Raw genomic sequence first — 26,428 nt, forward strand, 5'->3', positions numbered from 1 at the left:
TCAGTTCCTGATAGCCCAAAAGTTGAGTTCCAGCTCGGCAAACTCGCCGCTGGCGTGGAAGGCGAAACCACCTGATTGCTCCAACTGCGCAATGTCACGGGGGCTGAGTTCGAGCATGAAATAGGTCTTGCCGGCGTGGAACGGAATCTGCCGCGGCGCTACCGGCAACGGCTTGACCTTGATCCCGGCCAGGTGCAGGTTGACCAGTTCGCGGATGCGCTCCACCGGTCCGATCTTGAGATGGGCCGGCAGTCGATGACGCAGTTCCTCCGTATCGCACTGGGCAGTGGCCGCCAGGATGAAGGTGGCTGTACCGAGTAACTTGAGGTCGCTCACCGGGCATACCAGCACCCCGTACTGCCGTGGTTGCAGCGTTAACTCGACCGCCTGCTGTTCCAACACCAGCGACAGCGCCGCACGAAGGCCTTCCATCAATCCACGAAAGCTCGCGCCCTGATCGCCATGCCGGTATTGCGCCGGAAATTGCGCCCGTTTGCTGTCGTTGGAAAAGGTGCACAGCTCACCGAAAATCGACAGCAACTCCCGATACACCACCTCCGGCCGCACCTGGGTCTGGCTCAGGTAGTGACGCAATCTCAATTCCGCACGATTGATCAACTGCAGCATCAAAAAGTCGCCGACCTGTGCGCTGGCGCTAGCGCCGTTTCCCTGGATGCGCGCTGCAATCGCATCGCCACGGGTCGCCAGCAGGCTGGTGACTTCGTTGATGCAAGACGCCACATACCCCGAACCCTGAAGGTAGATAAACGTTGGTACAAAATCCGCATCCAGCCTCACGCCGCCGTCCTGGGTCGAATCCACCACCCGGGCAACCTGGAGTTTCACGTAGAACGCGTCACCGGGCGGCTCGCCCAGCATCAGGCGCAAGTCCGGGCGCGCGCATTTGATCTGGCAACGGGAGTCGACCCCGGCAGTGGAGTCACCGATTTCTGTATCACAGGCAACATAGCGCGCCAGGACATCGCGTTGCTCCTTCGAACGCACCTCGACCTGATTGTCAGTCGCCAGCGGCAGCGCCAGGTACACAGCCTGTCTGCCTGCATTGGCAGGCACCTGCAACATCAGGGGTTCCAGGGTGCCGCTCAGCTCGAACAGGCTGCCGTCCGGTAGCACTCCGGTGGCCTGGTTCACCACAATCTTGCCCAGGTTCAGGTACTGCACATCGACTTCCAGGCTCAGGAAACCCCAGGCATCACTGCTCAGCAGCCGGGTGTGGTTGAGTTGCCGATGGTAGTAGCGGTCGCTGTGCTGCAAGTGTTGGGGCCTCAGCAGCATGCCCTCTTGCCAGATAACGTTATGGATCTGCATCTCAGTCCTCCGTCCTGTCAGGTTGAGGTGCCGCCATCCGGATACCGGTCTGGTCCAGCACGATGTCGGCACGGGTCAACTGTCCGGGAGCCACAGGCAGCACCCATCGCCATTGCACATGGGGCAAGTCACGATAGGCCGCCAGCACGCCGACATAGCGACTGCGCGGCTCGACACTCAGCTTGAGCGCCAGCCGTTCGCCGGGACGCAGTTCCAGTTCCTCGCCGCTGACCCAATCCTTGGGCAGTGCCTGCTCGGCCCGGCCGTAGAGGCTGAAGAAGTCGGCGTTTTCAAAGGCCACCGGATGCCGCAGCTCCAGCAATTGCACCACCACGGGCGAGGGGCGACCGTGAAGGTCGGGGTTGACCTCGTCGCTGGCCGTCAAAGTCAGGTCCAGCTTGGTCAGGGTGGAAAAAGGTGAAAGGGTGCTGCATCCCGCCAGCAACCCCAGCAGTAGCAGCGTGAATGAAACCGCGACCCGAGACCGGCCAATCATTCTGCGTACCCCGCGTGAAGGGTGGAGACCAGGCGTACCTGCTCCTCGTAGGCTTTGCAAAATTCATGACGCAGCACCTGCTCATCCAGGGGCTCGTCCTCAGTCAGTCGCCGATAATGACGTTGGTAGGCCCGCCAATGGGCGCCATCGCTGAAGAACCTGGGTGACTTGCCGTCACGTTCGAAGCGCAGCAGCAAGTGCCCAGGCGCAAAGGCTGCCAATGCACCGCGTATGGCAGCCCGACAGGCCACGACCAGAGCCAGTTGATGAACCTGCAAGTCTCGGTACGCCTGGTCGACCGCTTGCTCGGCAGAGAACTGACGGGATTCATCGGCGCCGAGCAAAAAAGTCAGGGCGGCATGGCTGTCGGCACAGTCTTTCAACGGATTGCGGGTATTGAGCAGCGGAACCGCCAGTAAGCCGTGGACCTCGCTGTTGAGTTCATCGCGGGTTCGCACGCTTTGCTGCAACCCTGCGAGGGTTTGTCTGAACAGGCCCGCCACCTTGATCGCCAGGGCTTCGCGCCCCGGCGTATCAAGCGCGTCCACCTGCATGCCCAATGCGTGGGCGAACTGCGCCCAGAATGCTTCCGAGGTTGCAGGTGGTGGTGTGACAGGGCCAGGTGACACGACGTCTCTGGCCGGCTCAGCCCATTGCGGCACGACCAGGTGATCGTGCTCCACCGTGCCCTGACGCAAGGTTTCGAAAGGTGCCTGTGGCGTTGTGTCCAACGCGTCCAGCTCTGCTGAGGAATTGCCGAGCCGTACCTCGCGATCCAATGCGTCGACAGGATCCAGCCCCAGGAACGCGTCGTCTGGGATCGTGTCTTGCCGAGCAAAACCCTGCCCTGCCTGCAACACCAGGCGGGCACGGATATCCAGCAACCCCAGTTGGTACACATCGCCGTCACTGATGAGCCGTGCCTGTCCTTTGCACAAGCGCTCCATACTGCCCGACACACCGATACCGTTGCTGCTGATATCCGTCAGGAAATAGCGGCCCTCTCTAAAACTGACCAGAGCGTGGTGACTGGAAATCAGACGGTTGGCATCCGGGAGCACCCAGTCACAACCCGACCCACGTCCGATCACGCCACCGACACCGTCAAATGTCTTGCGCTCAGGCGGCTCCCCGTTTGCGGTGCTACAGAGTTCAAACATCAATTGCATGACAGCAGCCCCCTGTTCAGTGCCCACGACGAGTCGCGTGGGGGTCACCCAACGGACGGTAGTCGGCGTCATCAAAGACATAATTGGCGTTACAGCCACTCAACAAACACAGCGCAAGCACCAGGGCTTGCCACGGATGAAAAGGCATCAGGTATCTCCCATGAAAATAAGCGGCCCGCACGTTCCCTGCTCAACACTCCTCGCGGACATCCCCCACGGGGATTTTCAAGCGTGCCAGGCGGTAAAGCAGCGTGCGCCGCGCAACGCCCAACTCACGTGCGGTACGGGTGCGATTGCCACGGTTCTTGTGCAGGCAATCGATCAGGAATACCCGCTCTACCCGCTCCAGGCGCTGGCGCAGCGTCGCATCGACTGCCCCGGTGGCAGCCGGCACCGGCAAGGACAGGTGTGCCGGCAGGATCACACCGTCGTCACAGAGCAGCACCGCACGTTCCACCAGGCACTTGAGTTCGCGGACATTGCCGGGGAAGGCGTGACCCGAGAGTTGATCAAGGGCTGCACTCGACCATTGCACCGGCACACGCCCGAGGTCGGCAGAGGCTTGATGCGCGAACTCCCGCGCCAACAGCAACACATCGCCGTCGCGCTCACGCAGGGGCGGCAGTTCGATGGGAAACTGCGCAAGCCGGTAGTAAAGGTCCTCGCGAAAACTGCCTTGGGCGACCATGGTGGCGAGGTCACGGTGGGTGGCGGCGATGATGCGTACATCCACCTTGTGGGCCGTACTGGCGCCCAACGGACGCACTTCGCCCTCCTGCAAGACCCGCAGCAATTTAGCCTGCAGCGACAGCGGCATATCACCGATTTCGTCGAGGAGCAGCGTGCCGCCGTCCGCGCTGTCAAACAGCCCGGCGTGGTTACGCTCGGCCCCCGTGAAAGCACCTTTGCGGTAACCGAACAGCTCACTCTCCAGCAGCCCTTCGGGAAACGCCGCACAGTTTTGCACCACAAATGCTTTGCTCCTGCGCGGCCCCGCAGAATGGATCGCCCGCGCCACGACCTCCTTGCCCGTACCGGTCTCGCCACGCAGTAACACGGTGTAGGGGGTATGCAGGACCTTGCCGATCAAACGATACGTCTCGTCCATAGCCATGCTGCTGCCGATCAACCCGTACGCTGAACGTGGCGCCGGCATGTAAGCCTGAGGCTGGGCAACACATCCAGTGGCACACTGACACTGCAGTAAAGCGCGCTGCATCAAGGCAAGGCTGCCCAACTGGCTCAAGGCGGCGGTGTAGCCCTGCAGGTTTTTCCGATGCTGGCTGGCACACAGCAGTACCCCCTTGATGCCCTTGCCTCGGTCAAACAACGGCACACATGACAACGCTTGCCAGGGGGCCCCCATGACCGGCAGGAAACCGTACTCGTACATGCTGCCTGAGTGTTCTTCCAGGCTAAGGGCAGTTTGCTGGTTGAGCACGTAGTGCAGCACCTGTTCATGCTGGAAATCCTTGGTACAGGCCGGATCGCCAGGGCAAGGCATGCCGTGCAAATGCTGGGCGATCAACTCAAGCCGGCCAGTGGATTCGTTGCGCCAGTACCATTGGCTGAGGTCACACTCGCTCAGTCGCGCCGCTGCGGCGACACACAAACCGGGGAGAGTGGCTGCGTCGTCCGCGCTGCCCAGGCGGATGAACCCGTCAAGCAGCGCATCGGCACAGACCGCCGAACGGGGCAGCAGGGTGAGCAGCCGATCCTCTCTCATTGGCTGAACTCACAGGTTGGAACGCCGTTAGCCGCCAGCCGGGCATGGACCTGTGACACAGGCTCACCTCGGGCCATGGCTTGCAACCGCCGATCGACCACCTGTGGCAACAAATGCAGCTCGATCCATTGATCGACGTAACGCGCGCCACTGTCATCATGGGCGCACCGCTCGGCCATGTGTTCAACCAGCTCCGACGTGTAACTGAATGCCAGACTGCGCAGACTCAAGCGTTGCCCCAGGCGTTCGAGCTTGAGCCTTGCCAGGTCATGCAGGACGTCACCCGTGACCGGGTAGTACGGCACGACACGCATCCTGGCCAATAACGCGGCTTTGAAGTGGTTCCGCAATTGCGGCAGGATCGCCTCATGCAGCGTTCGCACGTCAGGTCGCCCGCCACCTGCGCACAATTGCCCGATGCGCTCACTGCCCAGGTTGGACGTCATCAGGATCAGCGTGTTGCGAAAATCGATTTCCCGCCCTTCTCCATCATTGGCCAGGCCCTTGTCGAAAATCTGGTAGAACAGGTTCAACACTTCTGGGTCGGCCTTCTCGACCTCATCGAGCAGCACTACCGAATACGGGCGTTGGCGCACAGCTTCCGTCAACACGCCGCCCTCGCCAAAACCGACATAACCGGGCGGTGCGCCAATCAACCGAGACAGGGAATGTTTTTCCTGGAACTCCGACATGTTGAGGGTGGTGACGAAGCGCTCACCGCCATACAGCAGGTCGCCAATGGCCAGCGCCGTCTCAGTCTTGCCCACGCCACTGGGGCCGACCAGCAGGAATACGCCGACCGGCGCATCAGCCTTGTTGAGCCCCGCAGCAACGGCACGCAGGTTGCGGTCCAGGGCCTGCACCGCTTGCTCCTGGCCGAGAATGCGCAGGCGCAGCGCATCGGCAAAACCCAGTACCTGTTCACTGTGCTCAAGTGCCAGTTGTTCAACCGGGATCCCCGTCCATGCACTGATGACCTGAGCCACCAGGCGGGGGCACACCTGCTGCGTGGTTTGCTGCTGTGCAAGCCAGCGTTGCTCAAGGTCCAGGCGCTCGCCGTCCAGCGCCTCCATCCGCAGGTTCAACGCGTACAAGGTCTGTTCGTCCACGGGAAAGCCTTCGTCCCGGTCTCGGCTCAATGCCTGACGCTGCCGCGCCCCTGCCGCCTGTTCTGCATAAAGGTGTTGCAACGCCTCAGGCGCGGTCTCCCGGCAAGTGCTCAAACGAGCGCAAGCGGTATCCAGCACATCTACCGCCTTGTCGGGCAACTGACGCCCGGCCAAGTAACGGGCGCTCATCTGCGCCGCCGCGACCACCGCATCGTCGCGCACGTAAACACCATGACTGCGCTCATACACCGGGACTAATCCGCGCAGGATCGAGATCGCTTGCTCGACGCTGGGTTCTCCGACCCGAACAGGCTGGAAACGCCGCGCCAATGCCGGGTCTTTTTCAAAGTATTTCTTGTATTCCGTCCAGGTCGTTGCAGCGATGGTGCGCAACTCGCCGCGAGCCAGCGCCGGCTTGAGCAGATTGGCGGCATCGGACGCACCCGCCTGCCCACCCGCCCCCACCAGCGTGTGTGCTTCATCGATAAACAGGATCACCGGTTTCACCGCGGCGTTGACCTCATCGATCACACCCTTCAGGCGTCGCTCGAACTCGCCTTTGATACTGGCACCGGCCTGGAGCAGGCCTATGTCCAAGGTCAGTAGCCGCACCTCCCTGAGAGACTCGGGCACCTGTGCAGTGGCCACACGCAACGCGAGGCCTTCGACAACGGCTGTCTTGCCCACTCCGGCTTCACCGACCAGGATTGGGTTGTTCTTGCGTCGACGCATGAGTATGTCGATCAACTGACCGATCTCAACGTCACGACATAACACCGGGTCAATACGCCCTTCATGGGCCTGGCGTGTCAGGTCGTGAGTGAAGCGCTCCAGCAGTGATTCGCCCTGCGGCGCAGGGTCTGTACGAGGCGCCTGACTCGACACGAACGCCTGCACACGCTGTGCATCCAGCCGGCTCAGAAAAACCTGATAGGCGCTGCCCGCGTGCTGCAGCGGATGGCGCAAGAGCGCCAGCAACAGGGCGCCGTGATCGATTTCAATGTGTCGCAGTTCCAAATGAGCAACCATCGAAGCCTGTTGCAGCCATTGCACCAGTGCCTGGGCAAACACTGGATTGCGTGACGCACTGGCCTCCCCCTTGGGTTGCAGCGTGGCTTGCAGTTCTGCGGTTTCAATACCGGCATCCTTCAGCGCCCGCACCAGCAGGCCATCGCGATGCTCCAGCAGGGTCAACAGCAGGTCTTCCACCAGCACTTCCCTGCCGCCGCGCATGACGCAGCGCTCGGCGGAACGCTCCAGGTCTTTGCGGGCCTGGGGGGTCAATGCCTGGATAAGTTGTTGCAGGTCCACATTCATCATCCTGATTCATCCCTAATAAGCGTTGCCTGGCACAATGACCACACCGTCGGCGCACTCATGCGCCAGCCAACTGGTCCAGCCGAGGCGGCAGACATTGTGTTCGCCGATGTGCAGCGGCCGGATCTCTTCCTTGGCCATGACCAGACGCACGTCATAGTCCAAAGGGTCCCGCGCCGTCAGGCGCACCAACGAACACAGCAGCGGGTAGTCCGCGCCGGTCGGCAAAAAACCATGGAATCGGTCCCACCCCACCCCCTGCAGATGCACCCTGAACTTGCCATTGCGATCAGCCACCTGGCTGCCCAGCACGTGGTCATGGCCAAGGGTGCTGTTGGCGGCGCCAAGCCGATTTCGCTGTGATTCGGCGATGACCACGCTGCGCAGGACCCATTGCTCGACGAACAAACGGCGGTGTTTGAAGTAGTAACGCAGCACCGTCTCGATCAAGGCCGCAGAATGCACCCGCAGGCTGAGCAACCCCAGGTAGGGCAACAGTCGCTTGCCGTTCAGTTGCGTGGCGCTGCGGACCTGCGGCCCTCTTAACCCGATCAACGCAAACATCTGCTCGGAGAAGGCATCACGGGCGCCTGCCTGGAAACACGCCCGATAGCGATATTTGCGCCAGATCGGCAGCATCAGCCGTTGCAGACGGTGATGGAACACGTCGAGGAAATCCCGGGTTGCGTTGCCACCCAATTCATCGACGCACGCCTGCTCAGCGTAAAACGCTGGCAATGGCGAACCCGCACCACACAGGCCCAGTACGTTAAGACGCAAACGCGCACGCAACTGGCCGTGCTCGATAAAAAACGCCACCCGGTCGATATCGTGACCGGGAAAACCCAGGCCCGGGTTGGCCTGGAACTCAAGCAAGTCGTACAGCGTGTCGTCATCCAGCAACGGATGGGCATCGCGCAGACGCTTGATGACCCGCAGGACCGCCTGAAACAGCGAGTACTCACGGATGACCCGGGTCAGTTGTGTCAAAGCGGGGGCTGCTGGCCCATCCGTGGTGACCATAGGTACACGTCTCCTTGTGTGCTGATGACTCTAAGTTCGTGGTAAGCGTTGAGGCTGGCGTACAGCGCGAAGAATTCGTTGAGCACCGAGGCGAACACAAACACCTCGCCCTCCCCCAGGAAGCCCTGGGGATCGATGGTCAAGTCAATGCGTAACCCTCGAATCGGCAAGCCGTGGAACAATTGGTCGACTGCTGTGTGGCTGACCGAGCGCATCGCGCCCAATCGCCGCTCGCTGACCTTCTGCGCCTGGCGATCGTGGTAGCGCGGCAAATCGTAGGTTTCGAGGATCACTTTCAAGGCATGGATGTCGGTCAGCGACAGGTAGTTGAGCGACATGTTGCTGATCAGCCGCCAGAGAAAGTCCCGGTCCAGAGGCGGAATAAAACTGGCTGTCGGTGCGCAGATATTCCGAAACGACAGCCCTTGCGGCGTCTGCTCGCAAGGCTGGTTGATGTCGCCGATCTGCAACTGTCGAGGCAGGTTGTGATTGGTGCACGTCAGCTCGATCGACAGTGTCTGCTGATCCAGCTCCAGACCGCTGCCCAACCCGAGCCAGGTATCCAGCCCGGTGTGCTGCGCCGATGGCCGCTGGCGAATGCTGTAACTCGCCGGTCCCTGGGAACGCGCGGTATCCCCCTCATGCTCGAAGGATTCAAAGGGCACGTAGGCCTGATACCCCAGCCCTCCGGGGTGCCAACCCGTGACGCTGTCTACGGAAAATACACTGGCGTTACCACGTGAGTACTCACCAGGGATCAGCAGGTATTCGTCCTGTTTTCCGTCCAGGCGGATGGGTACCGCGTCATGCTTGAACAGGTTGACGATGGGGGTGCAGTACAGCTTCACGTTATCCAGGGTGGGCTGCCCGGGTTCTCGCCATGGCCTGCCCAATCGGAAGCGCAACACTACGCCGCACACCTGCTTGAGCAGTTCGCCAGGTAATCGGTGCAGTACCCCCAACCCTCCCACATCGACAAACAGGTACTTGTCGGGAAAGGCAAAGTACTCCTGCAGATGGCGATAGCCGCCAAAAGTATTCGGCGGATACGGAATCAGTGCCTGCTCCTCGCTGAACCCCACCGGCTGAACCTGATCGGCGTCCAGAAGCAGCGATATCGCCTGCCCATCCTCCCCACTGACCGGCAAGCCATCCCGACCGAAAGGCAGCAACTCGATACCCTCCAGATGACGCAACAGACTCAGGTACAACGCCTGGCTGATGTAGCGATCTCCCGCCAGATGCAGACGTAGCTGATCGAAGTTCCACTCACTGAAGTTGCCTTCTGCACTCATCTCCAGGCGCAGGCTCAAACTGCCCCGCTCAGCCTGGGCGCTGTAGTCCAACGCACTCAGTTGCAACGGTAGAACCTGAGTGGCGTAGCAGGTACGAAAGCGGCATCGTTCGTCATTGACTGCGACACTTTCAACCGGTGTATCGCGCGCGACCCACACACCAGGGCCTGAGTGTTTCAGCGGATCAAACTGCAGCATGCTGAACGCCGGCAATGGACGCATGTAGTTGGGCCAGAGCAACTGCATCAGCGAATGCGTCAGCTCTGGAAGCTCGTCATCCAGTTTCTGGCGCAAGCGCCCGGTGAGAAACGCAAAGCCTTCCAGTAACCGCTCTACGTCCGGGTCCTGACCCGCCTCCGCAAGAAAGGGAGCAAGCGCCGGATTGCGCTCGGAGAAGCGTCGACCGAGCTGTCGCAGTGCACTGAGTTCGCTCTGGTAGTAACGGTTAAAGGTCATCAGGCATGACCTCTACCCGGCCGGAATCAGAGAGCCGCGCGGTAAACACCACCGGTTGAGCGACACCCTTGACCACTAGGGTGGCTTCGATAGCGAACGCAAGCGCCAGTGGGTCATGACCCCGTGGCAACATCATCACTTTTACCTGCTTCAAGCGCGGCTCGTACGCTCGGATAAAGCGCTCGATCAACAGACGTGACTGACTCAGTGATTCATGCAGGCTCTGATTCATATCATTGAGGTCGGGCATACCGTAGTCCGGCAATGTCTGAACGCTGCCGGCACGGATACTGAGCATTTTCCCCAGGTGGTTCGCGACAGATGTCACGCTACTGGCGGAGGTTGCCGCCGGACGCTCGAGGCGCTCGAGGCGCTCGAACAGGCTTCGATAACCGCGCACTTCCTGGTCCCTGCTCATTCTTTGTCGAGCTTGCCGACGAGGGATAGCGTGAAATCAGCGCCCATGTACTTGAAATGCGGTCGCACACTCAGGTTGACGCGGTACCAGCCGGGCTCACCCTCGACATCACTGACGACGATGCGTGCCGCCCGCAAGGGACGTCGCCCACGGACTTCAGCGCTGGGGTTTTCCTGGTCGGCGACGTACTGGCGAATCCATTTATTGAGTTCCAGCTCCAGGTCGGTGCGCTCCTTCCATGAACCCAATTGCTCACGCTGAAGGACCTTGAGGTAATGGGCCAGGCGATTGACCACCATCATGTATGGCAACTGGGTGCCCAGGCGGTAATTCAGCTCGGCTTCCTTGCCCTCGGGGCTGAGCCCGAAGTGTTTCGGCTTTTGCACCGAGCTGGCGGAAAAAAACGCCGCGTTGTCACTGCCCTTGCGCATCGTCAAGGCGATGAAGCCTTCTTGCGCCAGTTCGTATTCACGACGGTCGGACACCAGTACTTCGGTGGGGATCTTGGTTTCGATTTCCCCCATGCTCTGGAAGTGATGCAACGGCAAGTCTTCCACCGCTCCACCGCTTTGCGGGCCAATGATGTTCGGGCACCAGCGGAACCGCGCGAAACTGTCAGTCAGGCGCGTGGCGAAGGCGTAGGACGTGTTGCCCCACAGGTAGTGCTCGTGGCTGTTGACCACGTTTTCCTGGTAGGCAAAGGTCTTGACTGGACACTCAAGCGGATCATAGGGCGTGCGCAGCAGGAATCGCGGCACGGTCAAGCCGATGTAGCGCGCATCTTCGCTTTGGCGAAAGCTTTGCCACTTGGCAAATTGCGGGCCTTCGAAGTGATCCTTCAGGTCCTTGAGGTCGGGTAAACCGGTGAAACTTTCCAAGCCGAAGAACGCCGGCCCGGCGGCTGCGATAAATGGCGCATGGGCCATGCAGGCTACACTGGCGGCGTACTGCATCAGTTTTACATCAGGGGCGCTGGGGGATAGGAAGTAGTTGGCGATAATCGCGCCCACCGGCTGACCACCAAACTGCCCGTATTCCGCACTGTAGATGTGCTTGTACAAACCGGACTGGGTCACTTCCGGCGAGTCTTCAAAATCTTCCAGCAGGTCTTGCCGGGAGACGTTCAGCAGTTCGATCTTGATGTTCTCGCGAAAGTTGGTGCGATCGACCAGCAGTTGCAACCCCTTCCAGGACGCTTCCAGCGCCTGGAAGTCGGGATGGTGCAGTATCTCGTCCATCTGCAGGCTGAGCTTGGTGTCGATCTCGGCGATCATCCGGTCGACGAGGCGTTTCTTGACGGGCTCGCCACGGTTCTGGGGCTTGATCAACTCTTCGATGAACGCCGATACACCGCGCTTGGCAATGTCATAGGCGTCGTCGTCGGCGCTCAACAATGTCTGGGCAACGATGTTATCGAGGATGCTGTACTGATCAGCAAGTTGTGCCGGCAGCGAATGCGGTTGTGTCGTCATGGGGTCAGTGTCCTTTTACTGGAAAATGTCAGGCGTCGGGGCTGTCCAGCCCTAGTTCCGCCAGTACCCGTGCGCGGGACTCGTCATCGGCCAGGGCTTGCTCGATAGCCTTGCGAAAGCTCGGGGTGTTGCCCAATGGCCCCTTCAACGCCACAAGTGCCTCACGTAGGGCCATCAGCTTGTGCAACTCGGGTACCTGCTCCACCAGGTTCGCAGGGTTGAAATCCTTCATGCCGTTGATGCGTACCTGAATGGCCAACTCGTCGACGCCCGCCTCCTCCTGCAAACGGTTGGGCACGCTCAACGTCAAGCTCAATGCCTGCTTGGCCAACACGTCATCCAGGGTGTTCTTGTCGATTGCGATGGGCTTGCGATCTTCAAGCTTGCGCACATCCTCACGCTGGGTGAAATCGCCCAGTACCAACAGTTTCAATGGCAGCTCGACTTCTTCCTGCGCCCCGCCGATGGCGGGTTTGAACGTGATGTTGATACGTTCCTTGGGGGCTACCGAACCTTCTTTGGCCATGGTGTCTCTCCTTTTTCAAGTGGCTCGAAAGCCTATTCAAGTACCGCTTCCAGATCGAAGAGGCACAGCCTGCGATGGGTGTCTTCCTTGCGTTCGCGCACGGCATGGTTTTGTGGCAGCAGGTCGCAACAGCGGTGCAGGAGCTGCGTCACTTCCAGGGCCAGCTCCGGCTCCCAGCGCTCCAGGCCCATGCGTTGCAGTTCATGGTCAAGCTGTTCGAGCTGGATCTTCGCCAGCTCATGCTTGCCCGCCTGTATGCACAGACGCGCTTGGGCGAGCCGCCAATGAAAACGTGCGCGATCACTGCGCGCGGCCTGCATGCCTTGCTTGAGTTCTCGAATGGCAGACTTGAGTCCGTCCTGACGCAGCCGCGGTGTCAACGCCTGCAACGCGGTCGCCCAGGGCTCGGCGTTCGTATCGATCACTGCTGCGGGTAATTCGGACCGGTGCAGGTGACGGACAACCTGCTGGGAGATCCAGTCGCGAGTGGCTGCGTCGGCAAAGGGTGCGCCGTCGTGAAAGCGAAACTCCGGCAGGTCCGGCAAGCGTTGCAGCAACAGCGCGAAGGTCACTTCCAGCTCGGTCATGGCCAGGTCGGCCTGCAGGACCTCCAGGCATTCCCAGAGCATGCGCAGACCATCGAACCAGAACATCGCCCCGGCAAGACTGGCCTCAAGCTCAAGCACCAGGTCTGCGTGATGGCCTTGTGCAAAGCGCTCCTGATAACGTTTGAGCTTGTCGGGAGCTGGCCCGCGCAACGCGGTCACCTGCTCGTTATTGGCATTCGGGTAGCTGGCAAGTGCCAGCCATGCCAGTGTCCGACTCAAACGCAACGCGCGCAGGTCGGTGGCGTTCTGGCGCAGCCACCAGGCACAGAGCGGGCGGGCCTGCTCCTGCAAGGCACGGAGCACCTTGTGGGCGTCCTTTTCGCTCTCCACCGCCGCTTCGGACTTGCGCAATTGGCTGGAGGCCTGCTTGACTTGCTCGATAACTCCGCTCAATCCCGCCACCGGGGTATCGTCCTGCACTGCCCGCTCCAATCGCTGCGCCAATTGCCTGCGAACCGGCAACAGCAGCGGCGCATCATCCCCGAGGTGCTCGGCCCAAAGCTCATCCAGATGCACCAGGTGCTCCAGCAAAGCGCGGAACAAAGGCTGCTGGTTCTGGAGCGCCAGGCCCTGCGTGAACAGCGGCTCGAGGCGCAACACCAGCCATCCGAATGCAGCACCGCGGGTGCGCGGTTTTTCCGGGTAGAGCACCGACCACTGATGCTCACAGAGGTAGCGCAACAACCCGAGCCCCGCCAGCAGCCCCGGGTAGGATTCACGCTGGTGCAATGCCCAGGTCAACCACACAGCCACCCGCAGATCCTTGGACTGATGGCGCAGCAGGTTCTCGCTGGTTTCCAGCACCTTGTGCCAGTCGGGCTGGCTGCCGGCATGAATCGATTGTGCCTTGACCAGCTCGGACTCCAGCACTTCATATTCACTCGAAAAGCGCATATCGCTGCCCGCAAAACTTGTTTGCGTACAGGGTGCTCGCGCAAGTTCAAGGTAATAATCATACCGACCATCCGAATAAGGCATTTGCCACCACACCAACTAAACATTCAAACAACAACAACTAGCCACACAAGTATCGCGTGTCTACCAGCCATCTTGATTTCGCAAAAAACTTGCGACGTCTTCGAACCTTAGTCATGCCCAAAACATTCAGCAAGCGATGGAACCGCACTTAGTCCTTTTCCTACAAAGCCAGTTGCCACAGGGTGCGCGCAAGATTTTGCGCACCTAACACTGCATAGCCACTCAGCTAATCGTCAAACTTCAGCATTTATCAACATTTCAATATGAGCAACTAAATGCGCACCCATGCGCAATCGAATACGCGCAATTAAGCCCAGTAGCAGCCTATCGCGCTGGATATTCGACCTTATACAACAGCATCACCCTGATTTCATTGGCGCCTGCACTTTCAGGCACGCTTCTTGTTATAGGTATTTGCCCAGCCGAAAAAACTTATCGGCTGGAACTACCTCATCAATCAGACAAGGAACCCCGTCATGCCAACACCCGCGTATCTCTCCATTACCGGTGTAAAACAAGGTTTGATCACGGCAGGCACGTTTACCCAGGACTCGGTAGGTAACATTTACCAGGAAGGCCATGAAGACCAGATCCTGGTCCAGGCTTTTTCTCATCAGGTGATCATTCCCCGCGACCCACAGTCAGGCCAGCCAACAGGTCAGCGCGTCCATAAACCCCTGATGATCAGCAAAGTGTTCGATAAGTCCTCGCCCTTGCTCTTCAGTGCATTGACCAGCGGCGAAGAGGTCAAGTGCCGGCTGGAGTGGCTGCGCACTTCGTCGGCCGGCACCCAGGAGCATTACTTCACCATCGAACTGGAGGGGGCGACCATCGTGGATATCCAGTCACGCATGCCCAACTGCCAGGACCCCGACAACGCCCACTTCACTCACCTGGAAGATGTGTATTTCACCTATCGCAAGATCGTGTGGACCCACGAAGTGTCCGGTACTTCGGGGTCGGATGACTGGCGCAGCCCGGTTGCAGGTTAAACCGGCTTGACACAGGCACGGCGCCAGGGAAGGCGCCATGCCTGTACGGCAACTACACCATCGCCAAAGGATGCTTGCGTTTCGGCGCGCCGAATACCCGATCGATCGCGTCCAGGTCGTGCTCATCCAACACCAGCTTGGCTGCAGCTGCGTTGAGTCGCACGTGCTCGGGTGTAACGGCCTTGGGGATGGCGATCACACCGTCCTGGCGCAACACCCAGGCCAGGGAAACCTGGGCGGGTGTGACCTCGTGGCGGCGGGCGATCTGCTTGAGGGTGGGGCTGGACAACAGTTCGCCGCCCTGGGCGATCGGGCAGTACGCCATCAAGGGCAAGTGGTGCTGTTGCCACCAGGGCAGGAGGTCGAATTCGATGCCGCGTTCTTCAATGTTGTACAACACCTGGTTGGTGGCGCAGGCCGGGGAGGCAAGTTCCTGCAGGTCGGCCACGTCGAAGTTGGAAACGCCCCAGCGTCCGATCTTGCCGGCTTCGCGCAGGCGTTCGAAGGCTTCGACCGTTTCTTCCAGCGGGTACTGGCCGCGCCAGTGCAGCAGATACAGATCAATGTAGTCGGTGCCCAGGCGCTGTAGGCTGGCCTCACAGGCACGGGGCACGCCCTTGTGGCTGGCGTTGTGCGGGTAGACTTTGCTCACCAGGAACACCTGGTCACGGCGGCCACGAATGGCCTCGCCGACGACCGTTTCAGCACCGCCCTCCCCGTACATTTCGGCGGTATCGATGAGGGTCATGCCCTCGTCGATGCCCAGTTGCAACGCCGCCACTTCGGCGCGGTGCTGGTCGGGATTTTCGCCCATGCGCCAGGTGCCCTGGCCGATGACAGGGACGGGAACGCCCGCCAGATCAATGGTACGCATGACAACCTCCTGATGAGTTCGCGGATTAACAGTGTGGCATTGGTCGGACAAAAGGGTTCAATCGAAGTATGGTTAGCCTCTGCCAAGTCGCCAGGAAGTCTCTGCAATGCTGTTTGTCGTCATGCTCGGGGGTAAGCACCCGCGGGCGAAAATTGAAGTTCACGATGTGGTGTTTGCCGTGGCGGACACGCTGGAAGCAGCCTACCCGCAACTGCGTGCCGACTGGTTCGGCAGCCCCAAGGGCATGCATATCGACTCGTGGATGGCGGTGGATGGCGTCGACGGCTGGAAAGTCGAACTCAGCCCCCTGGCCCCTGCCGCCGGCGCACATCACCTGTACTTCATCAACCTGGGCGGTTACGAAGCCAACAGCTTTGGCGAGGCCCACCACTACCTCCTGGTGGCCGCCCGCAATAAGCAGGAGGCCACGAACAAGGGCAAGCAACAGATGCTGCGTCACTGGTCCCAGGCCCACACCGATGGGGTACTGGACATCGACGACTGCCTGCCCATCGACCTGGTGGACGGTCGTTACATCCACCTGGTGCAGGGACCGCACCGACCGGTTATCCAGCAGAACGACTACATCGTCCTGACCTGAACCCTACCTGACAGTGCATGCGCAACTCATCGAATGGCTCCCCGTAGCGGCGCCATGGCCTGTACCTGAGCCACTCGGTTAATCGAGTGGAACTTTGCCAGGAAATAACCGCCTGAATCCGGTAGGCTCACCTTTTTTATTCAAGGAGTTACTTCCCATGGCCAAAGCCACCGCCCGTCACATCCTCGTTTCCACTGAAGACAAGTGCAACGAACTCAAGGCCCAAATCGAAGGCGGCGCCGATTTCGCAGAAGTCGCCAAAGCCAACTCCAGCTGCCCATCCAGCCGCCAAGGTGGTGACCTGGGTTCGTTCGGTCCAGGCCAGATGGTCAAGGAATTCGACACCGTCGTGTTCAGCGCCCCGGTCAACACCGTGCAAGGTCCGGTGAAGACCCAGTTCGGCTATCACCTGCTCGAAGTCACCAGCCGCCAGGACTGATCCCGTCTGTGCTGATGCAATAAACAACGGCCCGCCTTTTGGTGGGCCGTTGTGCATGTGATGACTGGCGACGCTGATGCCGTTAGCGTACAAATCCCTTTCCTTCTTCATACGGCGTTCAAGGCTGACAATGCGATTGGCTTTTTCTTACTTCTTGAGCTCGTCCCTGGCACTGCTGCTGACCAGCACTGCCGTAATCGCGGCGCCTCAACCGTACCTGACGGTGTATGGCGAACCGGCCAAGTACCCCGCCGGCTTTACCCATTTCGACTACGCCAACCCTGACGCCCCCAAGGGTGGCAGCCTGCGCCGCTCGGCCATCGAGATCGGACGCTTCGACCATGTATTGCCATATATCGACAAAGGCATCGGCGTGTCCCAGGTCGACGGCTGGCTCTACGCGCCCCTGGCCCAGCGTTCCCTGGACGAGCCCTACACGGTCTACGGCCTGGTCGCCGAAAAAATGGAGCGCGCCGACGACGGCCTGTCGCTACGCTTTTTCCTCAACCCCAAGGCGCGCTTTGCCGATGGCAAGCCGATCACCGCCGAAGACGTGCGCTACAGCTTCGACCTGCTGATGACCCAGGGCAGCCTGCGCTTTCGCACCCTGTTCGCCGACGTCAAGCACGTCGAAGTCGAAGGCGAGCGCCAGGTGCGTTTCGACTTCTCCAGCAATGAAAACCGTACCCTGCCCCTGGACATCGCTACCCTGCCCGTCTTCCCCGAGCACTGGTGGAAGACCCGCGACTTTGCCAACGGCGGTGGCTATGAAGCCCCACTGGGCAGCGGTCCGTACAAAGTCAGCAAGATCGATTCCGGCAGTACCATCACCTTCACCCGTGATCCGAACTGGTGGGGCAAGGACTTGCCTGTCAGCCGTGGCCTGTACAACTTCGATCACCTGAGCCTGGAGTATTTCGGCGACACCGAAGTGGCCCGCCAGGTATTGCGCGGCGGTGCCTACGATTTCAACCGTGAGTTTTCCGCCACCGGGTATTCCATCGGCTACAACGGCCCGGCCTTGGATGACGGGCGCCTGCAACGTGCGCACCTGGCCAAGGAAATGCCGCAACCGGCCCAGGGTTATGTGTTCAACGTGCAAAAACCGATATTCAAGGACCGCCGCGTGCGCCAGGCCCTGGCGATGATGTGGGATTTTGAATGGGCCAACCGGCAGATGATGCGCAATATGTACATCCGCCAGCAGAGTTACTTCTCCAACAGCCCGCTGGCCGCCAGCCAGCCGCCAACAAAAGAAGAGCTGGCGATTCTTGAACCCTTGCGTGGCCAGGTCCCCGACGAGGTGTTCAGCCAGGTGTTCAAGGCACCGGTCACCGATGGTAGCGGCATGATCCGCGACAAGCAGTTGCAAGCCCTGGGCCTGTTGGAAGAAGCAGGCTGGAAGCCAGAGGGTGACAAATTGGTAAACGCCGAAGGCGAGCCGCTGGAATTCACGTTCCTTAACACTCAGAACGGCCTCGAACGTCTGTTGTTACCGTACAAACGTAACCTCGCGCAGATCGGTATTACCCTCAATATCCGCCGTATCGACTCCTCGCAATATGTGAATCGCATCATGGCCAGGGATTACGACATGATCGTCATTGGTTTCCCCGTCACCACGTCACCGGGCATGGAGCTGTACAACTATTTCGGCTCGGCCGCCGCCTACGATCCAGGCGCCAACAACTACGCCGTACTCAAGGACCCCGCCGTCGACAGCCTGATCAAGGGCCTGGTCAAGGCCGACACCCAGGCGCAGATGCTCACCTACGCCCACGCGCTGGACCGGGTGCTGCAATGGAATTACCTGTGGATCCCCAATTACTACCCGCCCGGCACGTCCGCTGCATGGTGGAACCGTTTCGGCCGCCCGGCCATCGAGGCAAAGAACGACGAAGCCCTGGAAACCTGGTGGGAAATCAGCCCCACGCCGCTGACGAATGAGCAAATGAACGCTGAGCTGAAAAAACGCGGAGGTGCGCGCTGATGTTTGCCTATATCGTGCGGCGCCTGCTGCTGATCATCCCGACGCTGGTGATCATCCTGCTGGTGAATTTCGTGATCGTGCAGGCCGCTCCCGGCGGCCCGGTGGAACAAGCCATCGCCCATCTGCAAGGGATCGGCGGCGGCGGCGTCGGCGGTTCCTCCGGCGAAGGCATCAGCAGCGGCTCCCGCGCCAGCCGTGGCCTGGACCCGAAGCTGATCGCTGACATCGAGAAACAGTATGGCTTCGACAAACCCGCGCCGGAACGCCTGTGGCTGATGCTCAAGAGCTATGCCCAGTTGGACTTCGGCAACAGCTTCTTTCGCGGCAAGACGGTGATCGAGCTGATCCTGGAAAAAATGCCCGTGACCATCTCCCTCGGCCTGTGGGCCACGTTGATCACCTACCTGGTGTCGATTCCCCTGGGGATTCGCAAGGCGGTGCGCCACGGCAGTAGCTTCGACGTGTGGAGCAGCACCGCGATTGTCGTCGGCTATGCGATGCCGGCATTCCTGTTCGCGATGTTCCTGATCGTAGTGTTTGCCGGTGGCACATCGTTGAACTGGTTCCCGGTGCGCGGTCTGGTGTCGGAAAACTTCGAAGAGCTGAGCACCGTGGGCAAGGTCGCCGATTACTTCTGGCATCTGGTATTGCCGGTCACCTCGCTGGTGATCGGCGGGTTTGCCACGCTGACCATCCTCACCAAGAACTCGTTCCTCAATGAAATCACGCGCCAGTACGTGGTGACCGCCCGCGCCAAGGGTTTGAGCGAACGACGCGTGCTCTACGGGCATGTGTTCCGCAATGCGATGTTGCTGGTGATCTCCGGAATTCCCCAGGCCTTTATTGCCGTGTTCTTTGCCGGTTCGCTGCTGATCGAGGTGATCTTCTCCCTCGACGGCCTGGGCCGCATGAGCTACGAGGCGGCTGTGTCCCGGGACTACCCTGTGGTATTCGGTTCGCTGTTCATCTTCACCTTGTTCGGCCTCTTGATAAAACTCATCGGTGACCTCTGCTACACCATGGTGGACCCGCGTATCGACTTCGCCGCGAGGAACGCTTGATGCTTAACCTGTCTCCCGTGGCCCGTCGGCGTTTCGAGCGTTTCAAGAAAAACCGCCGCGGCTGGTGGTCGCTGTGGCTGTTTATCGGCCTGTTTATCCTGACCCTGGGCGGCGAGTTGATCGCCAATGACAAACCCTTGGTGCTGAGTTTCAAGAACGAGCTGTATTTTCCGGTGTTCAAGCGCTACACCGAGCAACAGTTCGGCGGCCAGTTGCCGTTCCAGGCTGACTATCGCAGTGACTACGTGCAAAAGCTGATCGAGCAGGACGGCGGCTGGATGCTGTTCCCGCCGATTCCGTTCAGCGACGACACGCCCAACTACGAGCTGACCCGCCCTGCCCCCAGCCCGCCTTCGACGGTGAACTGGCTGGGCACCGATGACCAGTCGCGGGATGTGCTGGCGCGGGTGATCTTTGGCGCCCGGGTCTCGATCCTGTTTGCGCTGGCGCTCACCGCGATCAGCGCAGCCATCGGCATTGCCGCCGGCGCATTGCAGGGCTATTACGGCGGTTGGGTGGACCTGATCGGCCAGCGCGTGCTGGAGGTGTGGTCCGGATTGCCGGTGCTGTACCTGCTGATCATCCTGTCGGGCTTTGTGGAGCCGAACTTCTGGTGGCTGCTGGGGATCATGGCGCTGTTTTCCTGGCTGGCCCTGGTGGACGTGGTGCGCGCCGAGTTCCTGCGCGGGCGCAACCTGGAATACGTCAAGGCCGCACGGGCGCTGGGCCTGGGCGATGGCAAAATCATCCGTCGGCATATCCTGCCCAACGCCATGACGGCGACCTTGAGTTACCTGCCGTTTATCCTGACCGGTGCGATTTCGACGCTGAGCGCGCTGGACTTCCTCGGTTTCGGCATGCCGGCAGGCAGCGCGTCCCTGGGTGAGCTGATCGCCCAGGGCAAGCAGAACCTGCAAGCGCCCTGGCTGGGCCTGACAGCGTTTTTCACCTTGGCGCTGATCCTGTCGCTGCTGGTCTTTATCGGCGAGGCATTGCGTGATGCCTTCGACCCACGCTCATGAGTGACTGCCTATGAACCTGATCGAAATCCGCGACCTCAGCGTCGCGTTCAGTGGCCAGACCGTGGTGCGCAACCTGTGCCTGGACGTACGCCCCGGCGAGTGTTTGGCACTGGTGGGCGAGTCGGGCTCGGGCAAGTCGGTGACGGCCCACTCGATCCTGCAACTGCTGCCCGAGGCCGGTACTCAAACCACCGGTTCCATCAAGTACCGTGGCCAGGAACTGGTCGGCGCTTCAGCCGCCACCTTGCAGAAGCTACGTGGCAACCGCATTGCCATGATCTTCCAGGAGCCGATGACCTCGCTCAACCCCTTGCACAGCATCGAAAAGCAGATCGGCGAAACCCTGCTGCTGCACAAGGGCCTGGGCGGCAAGGCGGCGCAGGCGCGCATCCTCGAATTGCTCGAACTGGTGGGCATCCAGAAGCCCCAGGAACGCCTCAAGGCCTATCCGCACCAGCTCTCCGGTGGTCAGCGCCAACGGGTGATGATCGCCATGGCCCTGGCCTGCGAACCGGAACTGCTGATCGCCGACGAACCCACCACCGCCCTGGACGTGACGGTACAGCGCAAGATCCTGCTGCTGCTCAAGTCACTGCAACAACGCCTGGGCATGTCCCTGCTGCTGATCAGCCACGACCTCAACCTGGTGCGCAGCATTGCCCAGCGCGTGTGTGTGATGCGTGCCGGCGAGATCGTCGAGCAGGCCGACTGCCAGACACTGTTCAGCGCGCCGCAGCACCCCTACAGCCGCCTGCTGCTGGATGCTGAACCGGCCGGTAATGCCCTGTGCAGTGACGAGCGCGAGACGGTATTGCAGGTGGATGACCTGACCGTGCAATTCCCCCTCGGCGGTGGTTTGTTCCGGCGCAAGACTTACTTGCGGGCGGTGGATGGCATCAGCCTGAGCGTGCAGCGCGGCAAGACCCTGGGGATTGTCGGCGAGTCCGGCTCGGGCAAGTCCACCCTGGGCCAGGCGATTTTGCGGCTTCTTGATTCCACGGGCAGCATCCGCTTCCAGGGTGAAGCCCTCGACCCGCTGAACCATAAGCAGATGCGCCCATGGCGCAAGCAGATGCAGGTGGTGTTCCAGGACCCCTACGGCAGCCTCAGCCCGCGCATGACCGTGGAGCAGATCATCAGCGAAGGCCTGGAGGTTCACGCACCGTGCAGCCTGGCCGACCGCGATGCACAGGTGGTGCAGGTGCTCAAGGACGTGGGCCTCGATCCCGCCAGCCGCCACCGCTACCCCCATGAGTTCTCCGGTGGTCAGCGCCAACGCATCGCCATCGCCCGCGCCCTGGTGCTCAAGCCGGCGCTGATGTTGCTCGACGAACCGACCTCGGCCCTCGACCGGACCGTGCAGAAACAAGTGGTGGCGCTACTGCGTGAGTTGCAGGAGAAATACGGCCTGACCTACCTGTTTATCAGCCACGACCTGGCCGTGGTGCGTGCCATGGCCCATGACATGATCGTGATCAAGGATGGCAAGGTGGTGGAGGCCGGCGCGAGCCACCAGGTGTTTGATGCACCGCAGCATCCTTACACCCAAGAGCTGCTGGCGGCGGCGTGCGGGCTGTCGTCATGAGTACCAGCCTCACGGATTACCAACAGGTTCGCGGCCTGGCTATCCAGTCGCTGTTCGAGATCATCGAGCAGTCCAGCGAAGGCACGGTGATTGTCGACCGCGACGCCAATATCGTGTGGATGAACGAGCGCTACGCCAAGCGCTTTGGCCTCAAGAGCGCCGACGAGGCCATCGGCCAGCCGTGCGAGCAGGTGATCTCCAATAGCCTGCTGCGCCAGGTGGTACGCAATGACCAGCCCATATTGCTGGACATCCAGGACACGCCCAAGGGCCCGTTGGTGGTGATGCGCTTGCCGATCCACAACGACGCCGGTGCGGTGATCGGTGCGATCGGCTTTGCCTTGTTTGATGAACTGCGCAACCTGTCGCCACTGATTGAGCGCTACCTGAGCATGCAGCAAGAACTGGCGTCGACGCGCTCCTTGCTGCGCTCGCGGCAGAGCAAATACAACTTCGCGCATTTTATCGGCACCAGCGCCGCCAGCCTCGAAGTGAAACGCCGGGCGCGGCGCAGTGCCAGCGCCGAATCGCCCGTGCTGCTGCTGGGTGAAACCGGTACCGGCAAGGAGCTGCTGGCCCAGGCGATTCATGGCGCGTCCAGCCGTGCGCACAAGGCCTTTGTCAGCATCAACAGCGCGGCGATTCCCGCTGACCTGCTGGAAGCCGAGTTCTTCGGCACCGCACCGGGAGCGTTTACCGGCGCTGACCGCAAGGGCCGCCCCGGCAAGTTCCAGATCGCCCAGGGCGGCACGCTGTTCCTCGACGAAATCGGTGACATGCCCCTGCCCTTGCAAAGCAAACTGCTGCGCGTGTTGCAGGAAAAGGAATTCGAGCCGGTGGGTTCCAACGAGATGCTGCACAGCGATGTGCGGGTGATCGCCGCCACCTCCATGGACCTGGAGGCGGCGATCAAGCGCGGCGAGTTCCGCGCGGATTTGTATTACCGGCTGAATGTGCTGCCGATCCAGGTGCCGCCGTTGCGTGAGCGGCTGGAGGATATTCCGGCGTTGAGCGAGGCGATTCTGGAGGAACTGCGCAGCCAGCATGAACTGGACCGCGAGGCCCTGGCACTGCTGGCGCAGCATGCGTGGCCGGGGAACATCCGTGAGTTGCGCAATGTGCTGGAGCGGGCGGCGTTGCTCAGTGATGACCTGGTGTTGAATGCCGGGGAGATTCGGGCGGCGATTGGCACCTTTACCCCCGTGGAGCGTGGCAGTGCCGTCGCGACGGTCGAGGGCGAAAGCTTCAGTGCGGCGCGGGAGCGGTTTGATCGGCAGATCATCGCGGCGGCATTGAGCGCGTGCGAGGGAAATGTGGTGGAAGCGGCCAAGCGGTTAGGGCTTGGGCGGTCGACGCTGTACAAGAAGATGGTGGCGTTGGGTATCAACTGATCTCCAAAAAGAGACACAAATTTCAATACAGAGACTAGCTAATGTGGGAGGGGGCTTGCCCCCGATGGCGGTGCTTCAGTTGGCTATTAGTTGGCTGACACACTGCCATCGGGGGCAAGCCCCCTCCCACACTTGTTTGTCACTTGTCTCAAGTTAGAGACCACATTCAAAGAAGCAAGTCAAAAAAAGAAAATTACTGTTTAATTTCAACAAGTTAAGAACATGGCACACATCTCGCTATAGCCCTTTCCTAAAGCAACACCCCACAACAATAACAATCCGATGGAGACACACCATGAGTGTGATCATTGCCCTGGCAGCCCTGGCGCTGCTGATGCTGGCGGCCTACCGTGGCTATAGCGTTATCCTGTTTGCCCCCATCGCCGCCCTCGGCGCTGTCCTGCTCACCGACCCGTCCGCCGTCGCCCCTGCCTTTACCGGCGTGTTCATGGAGAAGATGGTCGGCTTTATCAAGCTGTATTTCCCGGTGTTCCTGCTCGGTGCAGTGTTCGGCAAGCTGATCGAGCTGTCGGGCTTCTCGCGCTCGATTGTGGCGGCAGCCATTCGTTTGCTCGGCACGCGCCAGGCGATGCTGGTGATCGTGCTGGTCTGCGCCCTGCTCACCTACGGCGGCGTATCGCTGTTCGTGGTGGTGTTTGCGGTGTATCCGTTTGCAGCGGAGATGTTCCGCCAAAGCAATATTCCCAAGCGCCTGATCCCGGCCACCATCGCCCTCGGTGCGTTTTCGTTCACCATGGACGCTCTGCCCGGCACCCCGCAGATCCAGAACATCATCCCCAGCACCTTCTTCAACACCACCGCCTGGGCCGCGCCGTGGCTGGGTTTGATCGGTACGATCTTCGTGTTCTGCGCCGGCATGCTCTACCTGGCACGCCAGCGCAACAAGGCGCAGCGTGCCGGTGAAGGCTATGGCACGGAGCTGCGCAACGAGCCGGAAACCGCCGAGAACCTGACCCTGCCCAATCCCTGGATCGCGCTGTCGCCACTGATCCTGGTCGGCGTGATGAACCTGTTGTTCACCCACTGGATCCCGCAGTGGTACGGCAAGACCCACAGCCTCAGCCTGCCCGGCATGAGTGCGCCGGTGACCACCGAAATCGCCAAGCTCACCGCGATCTGGGCGGTACAGGCGGCGTTGCTGGTAGGGATCATCGTGGTGCTGGTGTTCGGCTTCTCGGCGATCAAGAGCAAGCTGGCCGAAGGCAGCAAAAGCGCGGTCAGCGGTGCGCTGCTGGCGGCGATGAACACCGCCTCTGAATATGGCTTTGGCGCGGTGATCGCGTCGCTGCCGGGCTTCCTGGTGCTGGCCGACTGGCTCAAGGGCATTCCCAACCCGCTGGTCAATGAAGCGATCACCGTGACCCTGCTGGCCGGTATCACCGGTTCCGCGTCGGGCGGCATGAGCATCGCCCTGGCGGCGATGTCCGAGAGCTTTATTTCGGCGGCCCATGCGGCCAATATCCCCCTTGAAGTGCTGCACCGCGTCGCGGCCATGGCCAGCGGCGGCATGGACACCCTGCCCCACAACGGCGCGGTGATCACGCTGCTGGCGGTCACCGGCCTGACCCACCGCGAAGCCTACAAGGACATTTTCGGCATCACGCTCATCAAGACCCTCGCGGTGTTCGTGGTGATCGGTACTTTCTACGCCACCGGCATTGTGTGAGGTTTCCATGACGACATTGAACGGCAAGACCGCCCTGGTCACCGGCTCCACCAGCGGCATCGGCCTGGGCATCGCCTTGAGCCTGGCCAAGGCCGGCGCCAACCTGATCCTCAATGGCTTCGGTGACGCCAGCGCGGTGATCGCCCAGGTGCGGGTGTTCGGCGGTAAGGTCGGCCATCATCCGGCCGACGTCAGCGACCCGGCGCAGATCGCCGACATGATCGCCTACGCCGAGCGTGAATTCGGCGGCGTCGACATCCTGGTCAACAACGCCGGCATCCAGCATGTGGCTGCGGTGGAAGACTTCCCGGCCGAACGCTGGGACTCGATCATCGCGATCAACCTGTCCTCGGTGTTCCACAGCACACGTTTGAGCCTGCCGGGGATGAAGGCCAAGGGCTGGGGGCGTATTGTCAATATTGCCTCGGTGCATGGCCTGGTCGGGTCGGTGGGCAAGGCCGCGTATGTGGCGGCCAAGCATGGCGTGATCGGGTTGACCAAGGTGGTTGGCCTGGAGACCGCCACCAGCAATGTCACCTGCAACGCCATCTGCCCCGGCTGGGTGCTGACGCCACTGGTGCAGAAGCAGATCGATGATCGCGCCGCCAGTGGTATCGACCCGCAGCAGGCGCAGCACGACCTGTTGGCGGAGAAGCAACCGTCGCTGGAGTTTGTGACACCGCCGCAGTTGGGTGAACTGGTGCTGTTTTTGTGCAGCGAAGCCGGTGCCCAGGTGCGCGGTGCGGCGTGGAATATCGACGGCGGCTGGCTGGCCCAGTAACAGCGGACACTGGCGTTCAAATGAGGGAGGGGGCTTGCCCCCGATAGCGGTGGGTCAGTCACCCCATGTATCAACTGGCACTC

Annotated in this window: 23 protein-coding genes; 10 read left to right on the top strand and 13 right to left on the bottom strand. The window is 60.8% G+C overall.

Annotation, left to right across the window (positions count from 1 at the left end):
- Genes tssK through tssA form a run of 12 tightly spaced genes read right to left on the bottom strand, consistent with a single transcriptional unit; the run spans nucleotide 1 to nucleotide 13,922 of the window.
- Entirely contained in the window at nucleotides 1-1,329 is a 1,329-nt protein-coding gene (tssK, locus tag AC3WP7_RS26610) for a type VI secretion system baseplate subunit TssK (protein ID WP_102592772.1), read from the bottom strand.
- Nucleotide 1,330: 1 nt separating this feature from the next.
- On the bottom strand, nucleotides 1,331-1,825 hold the full coding sequence (tssJ, locus tag AC3WP7_RS26615; RefSeq protein ID WP_092244286.1) for a type VI secretion system lipoprotein TssJ: 495 nt from the start codon (nucleotides 1,823-1,825) through the stop codon (nucleotides 1,331-1,333).
- Nucleotides 1,822-2,994 (bottom strand): type VI secretion system-associated FHA domain protein TagH, encoded by a 1,173-nt coding sequence (tagH, locus tag AC3WP7_RS26620; RefSeq protein ID WP_102592771.1) that lies wholly within the window; start codon nucleotides 2,992-2,994, stop codon nucleotides 1,822-1,824. Before tagH ends, tssJ begins: the two co-directional genes overlap by 4 nt.
- A gap of 16 nt (nucleotides 2,995-3,010) precedes the next feature.
- Nucleotides 3,011-3,142 carry a type VI secretion protein gene (locus AC3WP7_RS26625; protein ID WP_081049244.1) on the bottom strand — a complete coding sequence of 44 codons (132 nt, stop codon included), beginning with the start codon at nucleotides 3,140-3,142 and terminating at the stop codon, nucleotides 3,011-3,013.
- A 42-nt stretch (nucleotides 3,143-3,184) separates the two neighbouring features.
- Complete coding sequence (locus AC3WP7_RS26630) at nucleotides 3,185-4,720, bottom strand: sigma-54 interaction domain-containing protein (RefSeq protein WP_093121230.1); 1,536 nt, start codon at nucleotides 4,718-4,720, stop codon at nucleotides 3,185-3,187.
- On the bottom strand, nucleotides 4,717-7,149 hold the full coding sequence (locus AC3WP7_RS26635) for an AAA family ATPase (RefSeq protein ID WP_102592770.1): 2,433 nt from the start codon (nucleotides 7,147-7,149) through the stop codon (nucleotides 4,717-4,719). Before AC3WP7_RS26635 ends, AC3WP7_RS26630 begins: the two co-directional genes overlap by 4 nt.
- Before the next feature lie 12 nt (nucleotides 7,150-7,161).
- Nucleotides 7,162-8,169, bottom strand: coding sequence for a type VI secretion system baseplate subunit TssG (gene tssG / locus AC3WP7_RS26640; RefSeq protein WP_102592769.1), 1,008 nt, complete (start codon nucleotides 8,167-8,169; stop codon nucleotides 7,162-7,164).
- The gene (gene tssF, locus AC3WP7_RS26645) at nucleotides 8,133-9,920 is read right to left on the bottom strand and encodes a type VI secretion system baseplate subunit TssF (RefSeq protein ID WP_102592768.1); all 1,788 of its coding nucleotides are present in this window, start codon (nucleotides 9,918-9,920) and stop codon (nucleotides 8,133-8,135) included. Before tssF ends, tssG begins: the two co-directional genes overlap by 37 nt.
- Nucleotides 9,910-10,338, bottom strand: coding sequence for a type VI secretion system baseplate subunit TssE (gene tssE, locus AC3WP7_RS26650; protein WP_219731823.1), 429 nt, complete (start codon nucleotides 10,336-10,338; stop codon nucleotides 9,910-9,912). Before tssE ends, tssF begins: the two co-directional genes overlap by 11 nt.
- Nucleotides 10,335-11,810, bottom strand: coding sequence for a type VI secretion system contractile sheath large subunit (tssC, locus tag AC3WP7_RS26655; protein ID WP_092244303.1), 1,476 nt, complete (start codon nucleotides 11,808-11,810; stop codon nucleotides 10,335-10,337). The genes tssE and tssC overlap by 4 nt, the downstream gene beginning before the upstream one ends.
- Before the next feature lie 28 nt (nucleotides 11,811-11,838).
- Nucleotides 11,839-12,336, bottom strand: a complete 498-nt coding sequence (gene tssB, locus AC3WP7_RS26660; protein ID WP_092244306.1) for a type VI secretion system contractile sheath small subunit — start codon at nucleotides 12,334-12,336, stop codon at nucleotides 11,839-11,841.
- 32 nt (nucleotides 12,337-12,368) lie between these two features.
- A complete protein-coding gene (gene tssA / locus AC3WP7_RS26665; protein ID WP_102592767.1) occupies nucleotides 12,369-13,922 on the bottom strand; it encodes a type VI secretion system protein TssA in 1,554 nt (517 codons plus the stop codon).
- A gap of 476 nt (nucleotides 13,923-14,398) precedes the next feature.
- On the opposite strand from tssA, the gene AC3WP7_RS26670 reads away from it, so the two are divergent.
- Nucleotides 14,399-14,914 carry an Hcp family type VI secretion system effector gene (locus tag AC3WP7_RS26670; protein ID WP_025858362.1) on the top strand — a complete coding sequence of 172 codons (516 nt, stop codon included), beginning with the start codon at nucleotides 14,399-14,401 and terminating at the stop codon, nucleotides 14,912-14,914.
- 52 nt (nucleotides 14,915-14,966) lie between these two features.
- On the opposite strand, the gene AC3WP7_RS26675 is transcribed toward AC3WP7_RS26670, so the two are convergent.
- The gene (locus AC3WP7_RS26675) at nucleotides 14,967-15,788 is read right to left on the bottom strand and encodes an aldo/keto reductase (protein WP_102592766.1); all 822 of its coding nucleotides are present in this window, start codon (nucleotides 15,786-15,788) and stop codon (nucleotides 14,967-14,969) included.
- A 106-nt stretch (nucleotides 15,789-15,894) separates the two neighbouring features.
- Between AC3WP7_RS26675 and AC3WP7_RS26680 the strand changes: the two genes are divergently transcribed.
- From AC3WP7_RS26680 to AC3WP7_RS26720, 9 genes are all read left to right on the top strand, one after another.
- On the top strand, nucleotides 15,895-16,389 hold the full coding sequence (locus AC3WP7_RS26680) for a DUF1543 domain-containing protein (RefSeq protein WP_071487993.1): 495 nt from the start codon (nucleotides 15,895-15,897) through the stop codon (nucleotides 16,387-16,389).
- 157 nt (nucleotides 16,390-16,546) lie between these two features.
- Nucleotides 16,547-16,828, top strand: coding sequence for a peptidylprolyl isomerase (locus AC3WP7_RS26685; protein WP_003174386.1), 282 nt, complete (start codon nucleotides 16,547-16,549; stop codon nucleotides 16,826-16,828).
- A gap of 130 nt (nucleotides 16,829-16,958) precedes the next feature.
- Entirely contained in the window at nucleotides 16,959-18,818 is a 1,860-nt protein-coding gene (locus AC3WP7_RS26690) for an extracellular solute-binding protein (protein WP_102592765.1), read from the top strand.
- Nucleotides 18,818-19,879 carry a microcin C ABC transporter permease YejB gene (locus AC3WP7_RS26695; RefSeq protein WP_102592764.1) on the top strand — a complete coding sequence of 354 codons (1,062 nt, stop codon included), beginning with the start codon at nucleotides 18,818-18,820 and terminating at the stop codon, nucleotides 19,877-19,879. Before AC3WP7_RS26690 ends, AC3WP7_RS26695 begins: the two co-directional genes overlap by 1 nt.
- Complete coding sequence (locus AC3WP7_RS26700) at nucleotides 19,879-20,901, top strand: ABC transporter permease (RefSeq protein WP_071487996.1); 1,023 nt, start codon at nucleotides 19,879-19,881, stop codon at nucleotides 20,899-20,901. The genes AC3WP7_RS26695 and AC3WP7_RS26700 overlap by 1 nt, the downstream gene beginning before the upstream one ends.
- 10 nt (nucleotides 20,902-20,911) lie before the next feature.
- Complete coding sequence (locus tag AC3WP7_RS26705) at nucleotides 20,912-22,486, top strand: ABC transporter ATP-binding protein (RefSeq protein ID WP_092244322.1); 1,575 nt, start codon at nucleotides 20,912-20,914, stop codon at nucleotides 22,484-22,486.
- A complete protein-coding gene (locus AC3WP7_RS26710; RefSeq protein ID WP_071487998.1) occupies nucleotides 22,483-23,877 on the top strand; it encodes a sigma-54 interaction domain-containing protein in 1,395 nt (464 codons plus the stop codon). Before AC3WP7_RS26705 ends, AC3WP7_RS26710 begins: the two co-directional genes overlap by 4 nt.
- A 295-nt stretch (nucleotides 23,878-24,172) precedes the next feature.
- Complete coding sequence (locus AC3WP7_RS26715) at nucleotides 24,173-25,564, top strand: GntP family permease (RefSeq protein ID WP_092244328.1); 1,392 nt, start codon at nucleotides 24,173-24,175, stop codon at nucleotides 25,562-25,564.
- Between the two features lie 7 nt (nucleotides 25,565-25,571).
- A complete protein-coding gene (locus AC3WP7_RS26720) occupies nucleotides 25,572-26,345 on the top strand; it encodes a 3-hydroxybutyrate dehydrogenase (RefSeq protein WP_093530028.1) in 774 nt (257 codons plus the stop codon).
- Nucleotides 26,346-26,428 lie beyond the last annotated feature (83 nt).

This window comes from Pseudomonas sp. FW305-3-2-15-C-LB1 (genome assembly GCF_058787615.1).

Bases quoted from the DNA above. Each gene is read 5' to 3' on its own strand.
- tssA (WP_102592767.1), bottom strand. From the start codon at position 13,922: ATGCCTTATTCGGATGGTCGGTATGATTATTACCTTGAACTTGCGCGA.
- AC3WP7_RS26685 (WP_003174386.1), top strand. From the start codon at position 16,547: ATGGCCAAAGCCACCGCCCGTCACATCCTCGTTTCCACTGAAGACAAG.
- tssK (WP_102592772.1), bottom strand. From the start codon at position 1,329: ATGCAGATCCATAACGTTATCTGGCAAGAGGGCATGCTGCTGAGGCCC.
- AC3WP7_RS26635 (WP_102592770.1), bottom strand. From the start codon at position 7,149: ATGATGAATGTGGACCTGCAACAACTTATCCAGGCATTGACCCCCCAG.
- AC3WP7_RS26720 (WP_093530028.1), top strand. From the start codon at position 25,572: ATGACGACATTGAACGGCAAGACCGCCCTGGTCACCGGCTCCACCAGC.
- AC3WP7_RS26675 (WP_102592766.1), bottom strand. From the start codon at position 15,788: ATGCGTACCATTGATCTGGCGGGCGTTCCCGTCCCTGTCATCGGCCAG.
- AC3WP7_RS26670 (WP_025858362.1), top strand. From the start codon at position 14,399: ATGCCAACACCCGCGTATCTCTCCATTACCGGTGTAAAACAAGGTTTG.
- tagH (WP_102592771.1), bottom strand. From the start codon at position 2,994: ATGCAATTGATGTTTGAACTCTGTAGCACCGCAAACGGGGAGCCGCCT.
- AC3WP7_RS26630 (WP_093121230.1), bottom strand. From the start codon at position 4,720: ATGAGAGAGGATCGGCTGCTCACCCTGCTGCCCCGTTCGGCGGTCTGT.
- tssF (WP_102592768.1), bottom strand. From the start codon at position 9,920: ATGACCTTTAACCGTTACTACCAGAGCGAACTCAGTGCACTGCGACAG.
- AC3WP7_RS26680 (WP_071487993.1), top strand. From the start codon at position 15,895: ATGCTGTTTGTCGTCATGCTCGGGGGTAAGCACCCGCGGGCGAAAATT.
- tssG (WP_102592769.1), bottom strand. From the start codon at position 8,169: ATGGTCACCACGGATGGGCCAGCAGCCCCCGCTTTGACACAACTGACC.
- AC3WP7_RS26700 (WP_071487996.1), top strand. From the start codon at position 19,879: ATGCTTAACCTGTCTCCCGTGGCCCGTCGGCGTTTCGAGCGTTTCAAG.
- AC3WP7_RS26710 (WP_071487998.1), top strand. From the start codon at position 22,483: ATGAGTACCAGCCTCACGGATTACCAACAGGTTCGCGGCCTGGCTATC.
- tssE (WP_219731823.1), bottom strand. From the start codon at position 10,338: ATGAGCAGGGACCAGGAAGTGCGCGGTTATCGAAGCCTGTTCGAGCGC.
- AC3WP7_RS26705 (WP_092244322.1), top strand. From the start codon at position 20,912: ATGAACCTGATCGAAATCCGCGACCTCAGCGTCGCGTTCAGTGGCCAG.
- AC3WP7_RS26695 (WP_102592764.1), top strand. From the start codon at position 18,818: ATGTTTGCCTATATCGTGCGGCGCCTGCTGCTGATCATCCCGACGCTG.
- tssB (WP_092244306.1), bottom strand. From the start codon at position 12,336: ATGGCCAAAGAAGGTTCGGTAGCCCCCAAGGAACGTATCAACATCACG.
- AC3WP7_RS26690 (WP_102592765.1), top strand. From the start codon at position 16,959: ATGCGATTGGCTTTTTCTTACTTCTTGAGCTCGTCCCTGGCACTGCTG.
- AC3WP7_RS26715 (WP_092244328.1), top strand. From the start codon at position 24,173: ATGAGTGTGATCATTGCCCTGGCAGCCCTGGCGCTGCTGATGCTGGCG.
- tssJ (WP_092244286.1), bottom strand. From the start codon at position 1,825: ATGATTGGCCGGTCTCGGGTCGCGGTTTCATTCACGCTGCTACTGCTG.
- tssC (WP_092244303.1), bottom strand. From the start codon at position 11,810: ATGACGACACAACCGCATTCGCTGCCGGCACAACTTGCTGATCAGTAC.
- AC3WP7_RS26625 (WP_081049244.1), bottom strand. From the start codon at position 3,142: ATGCCTTTTCATCCGTGGCAAGCCCTGGTGCTTGCGCTGTGTTTGTTG.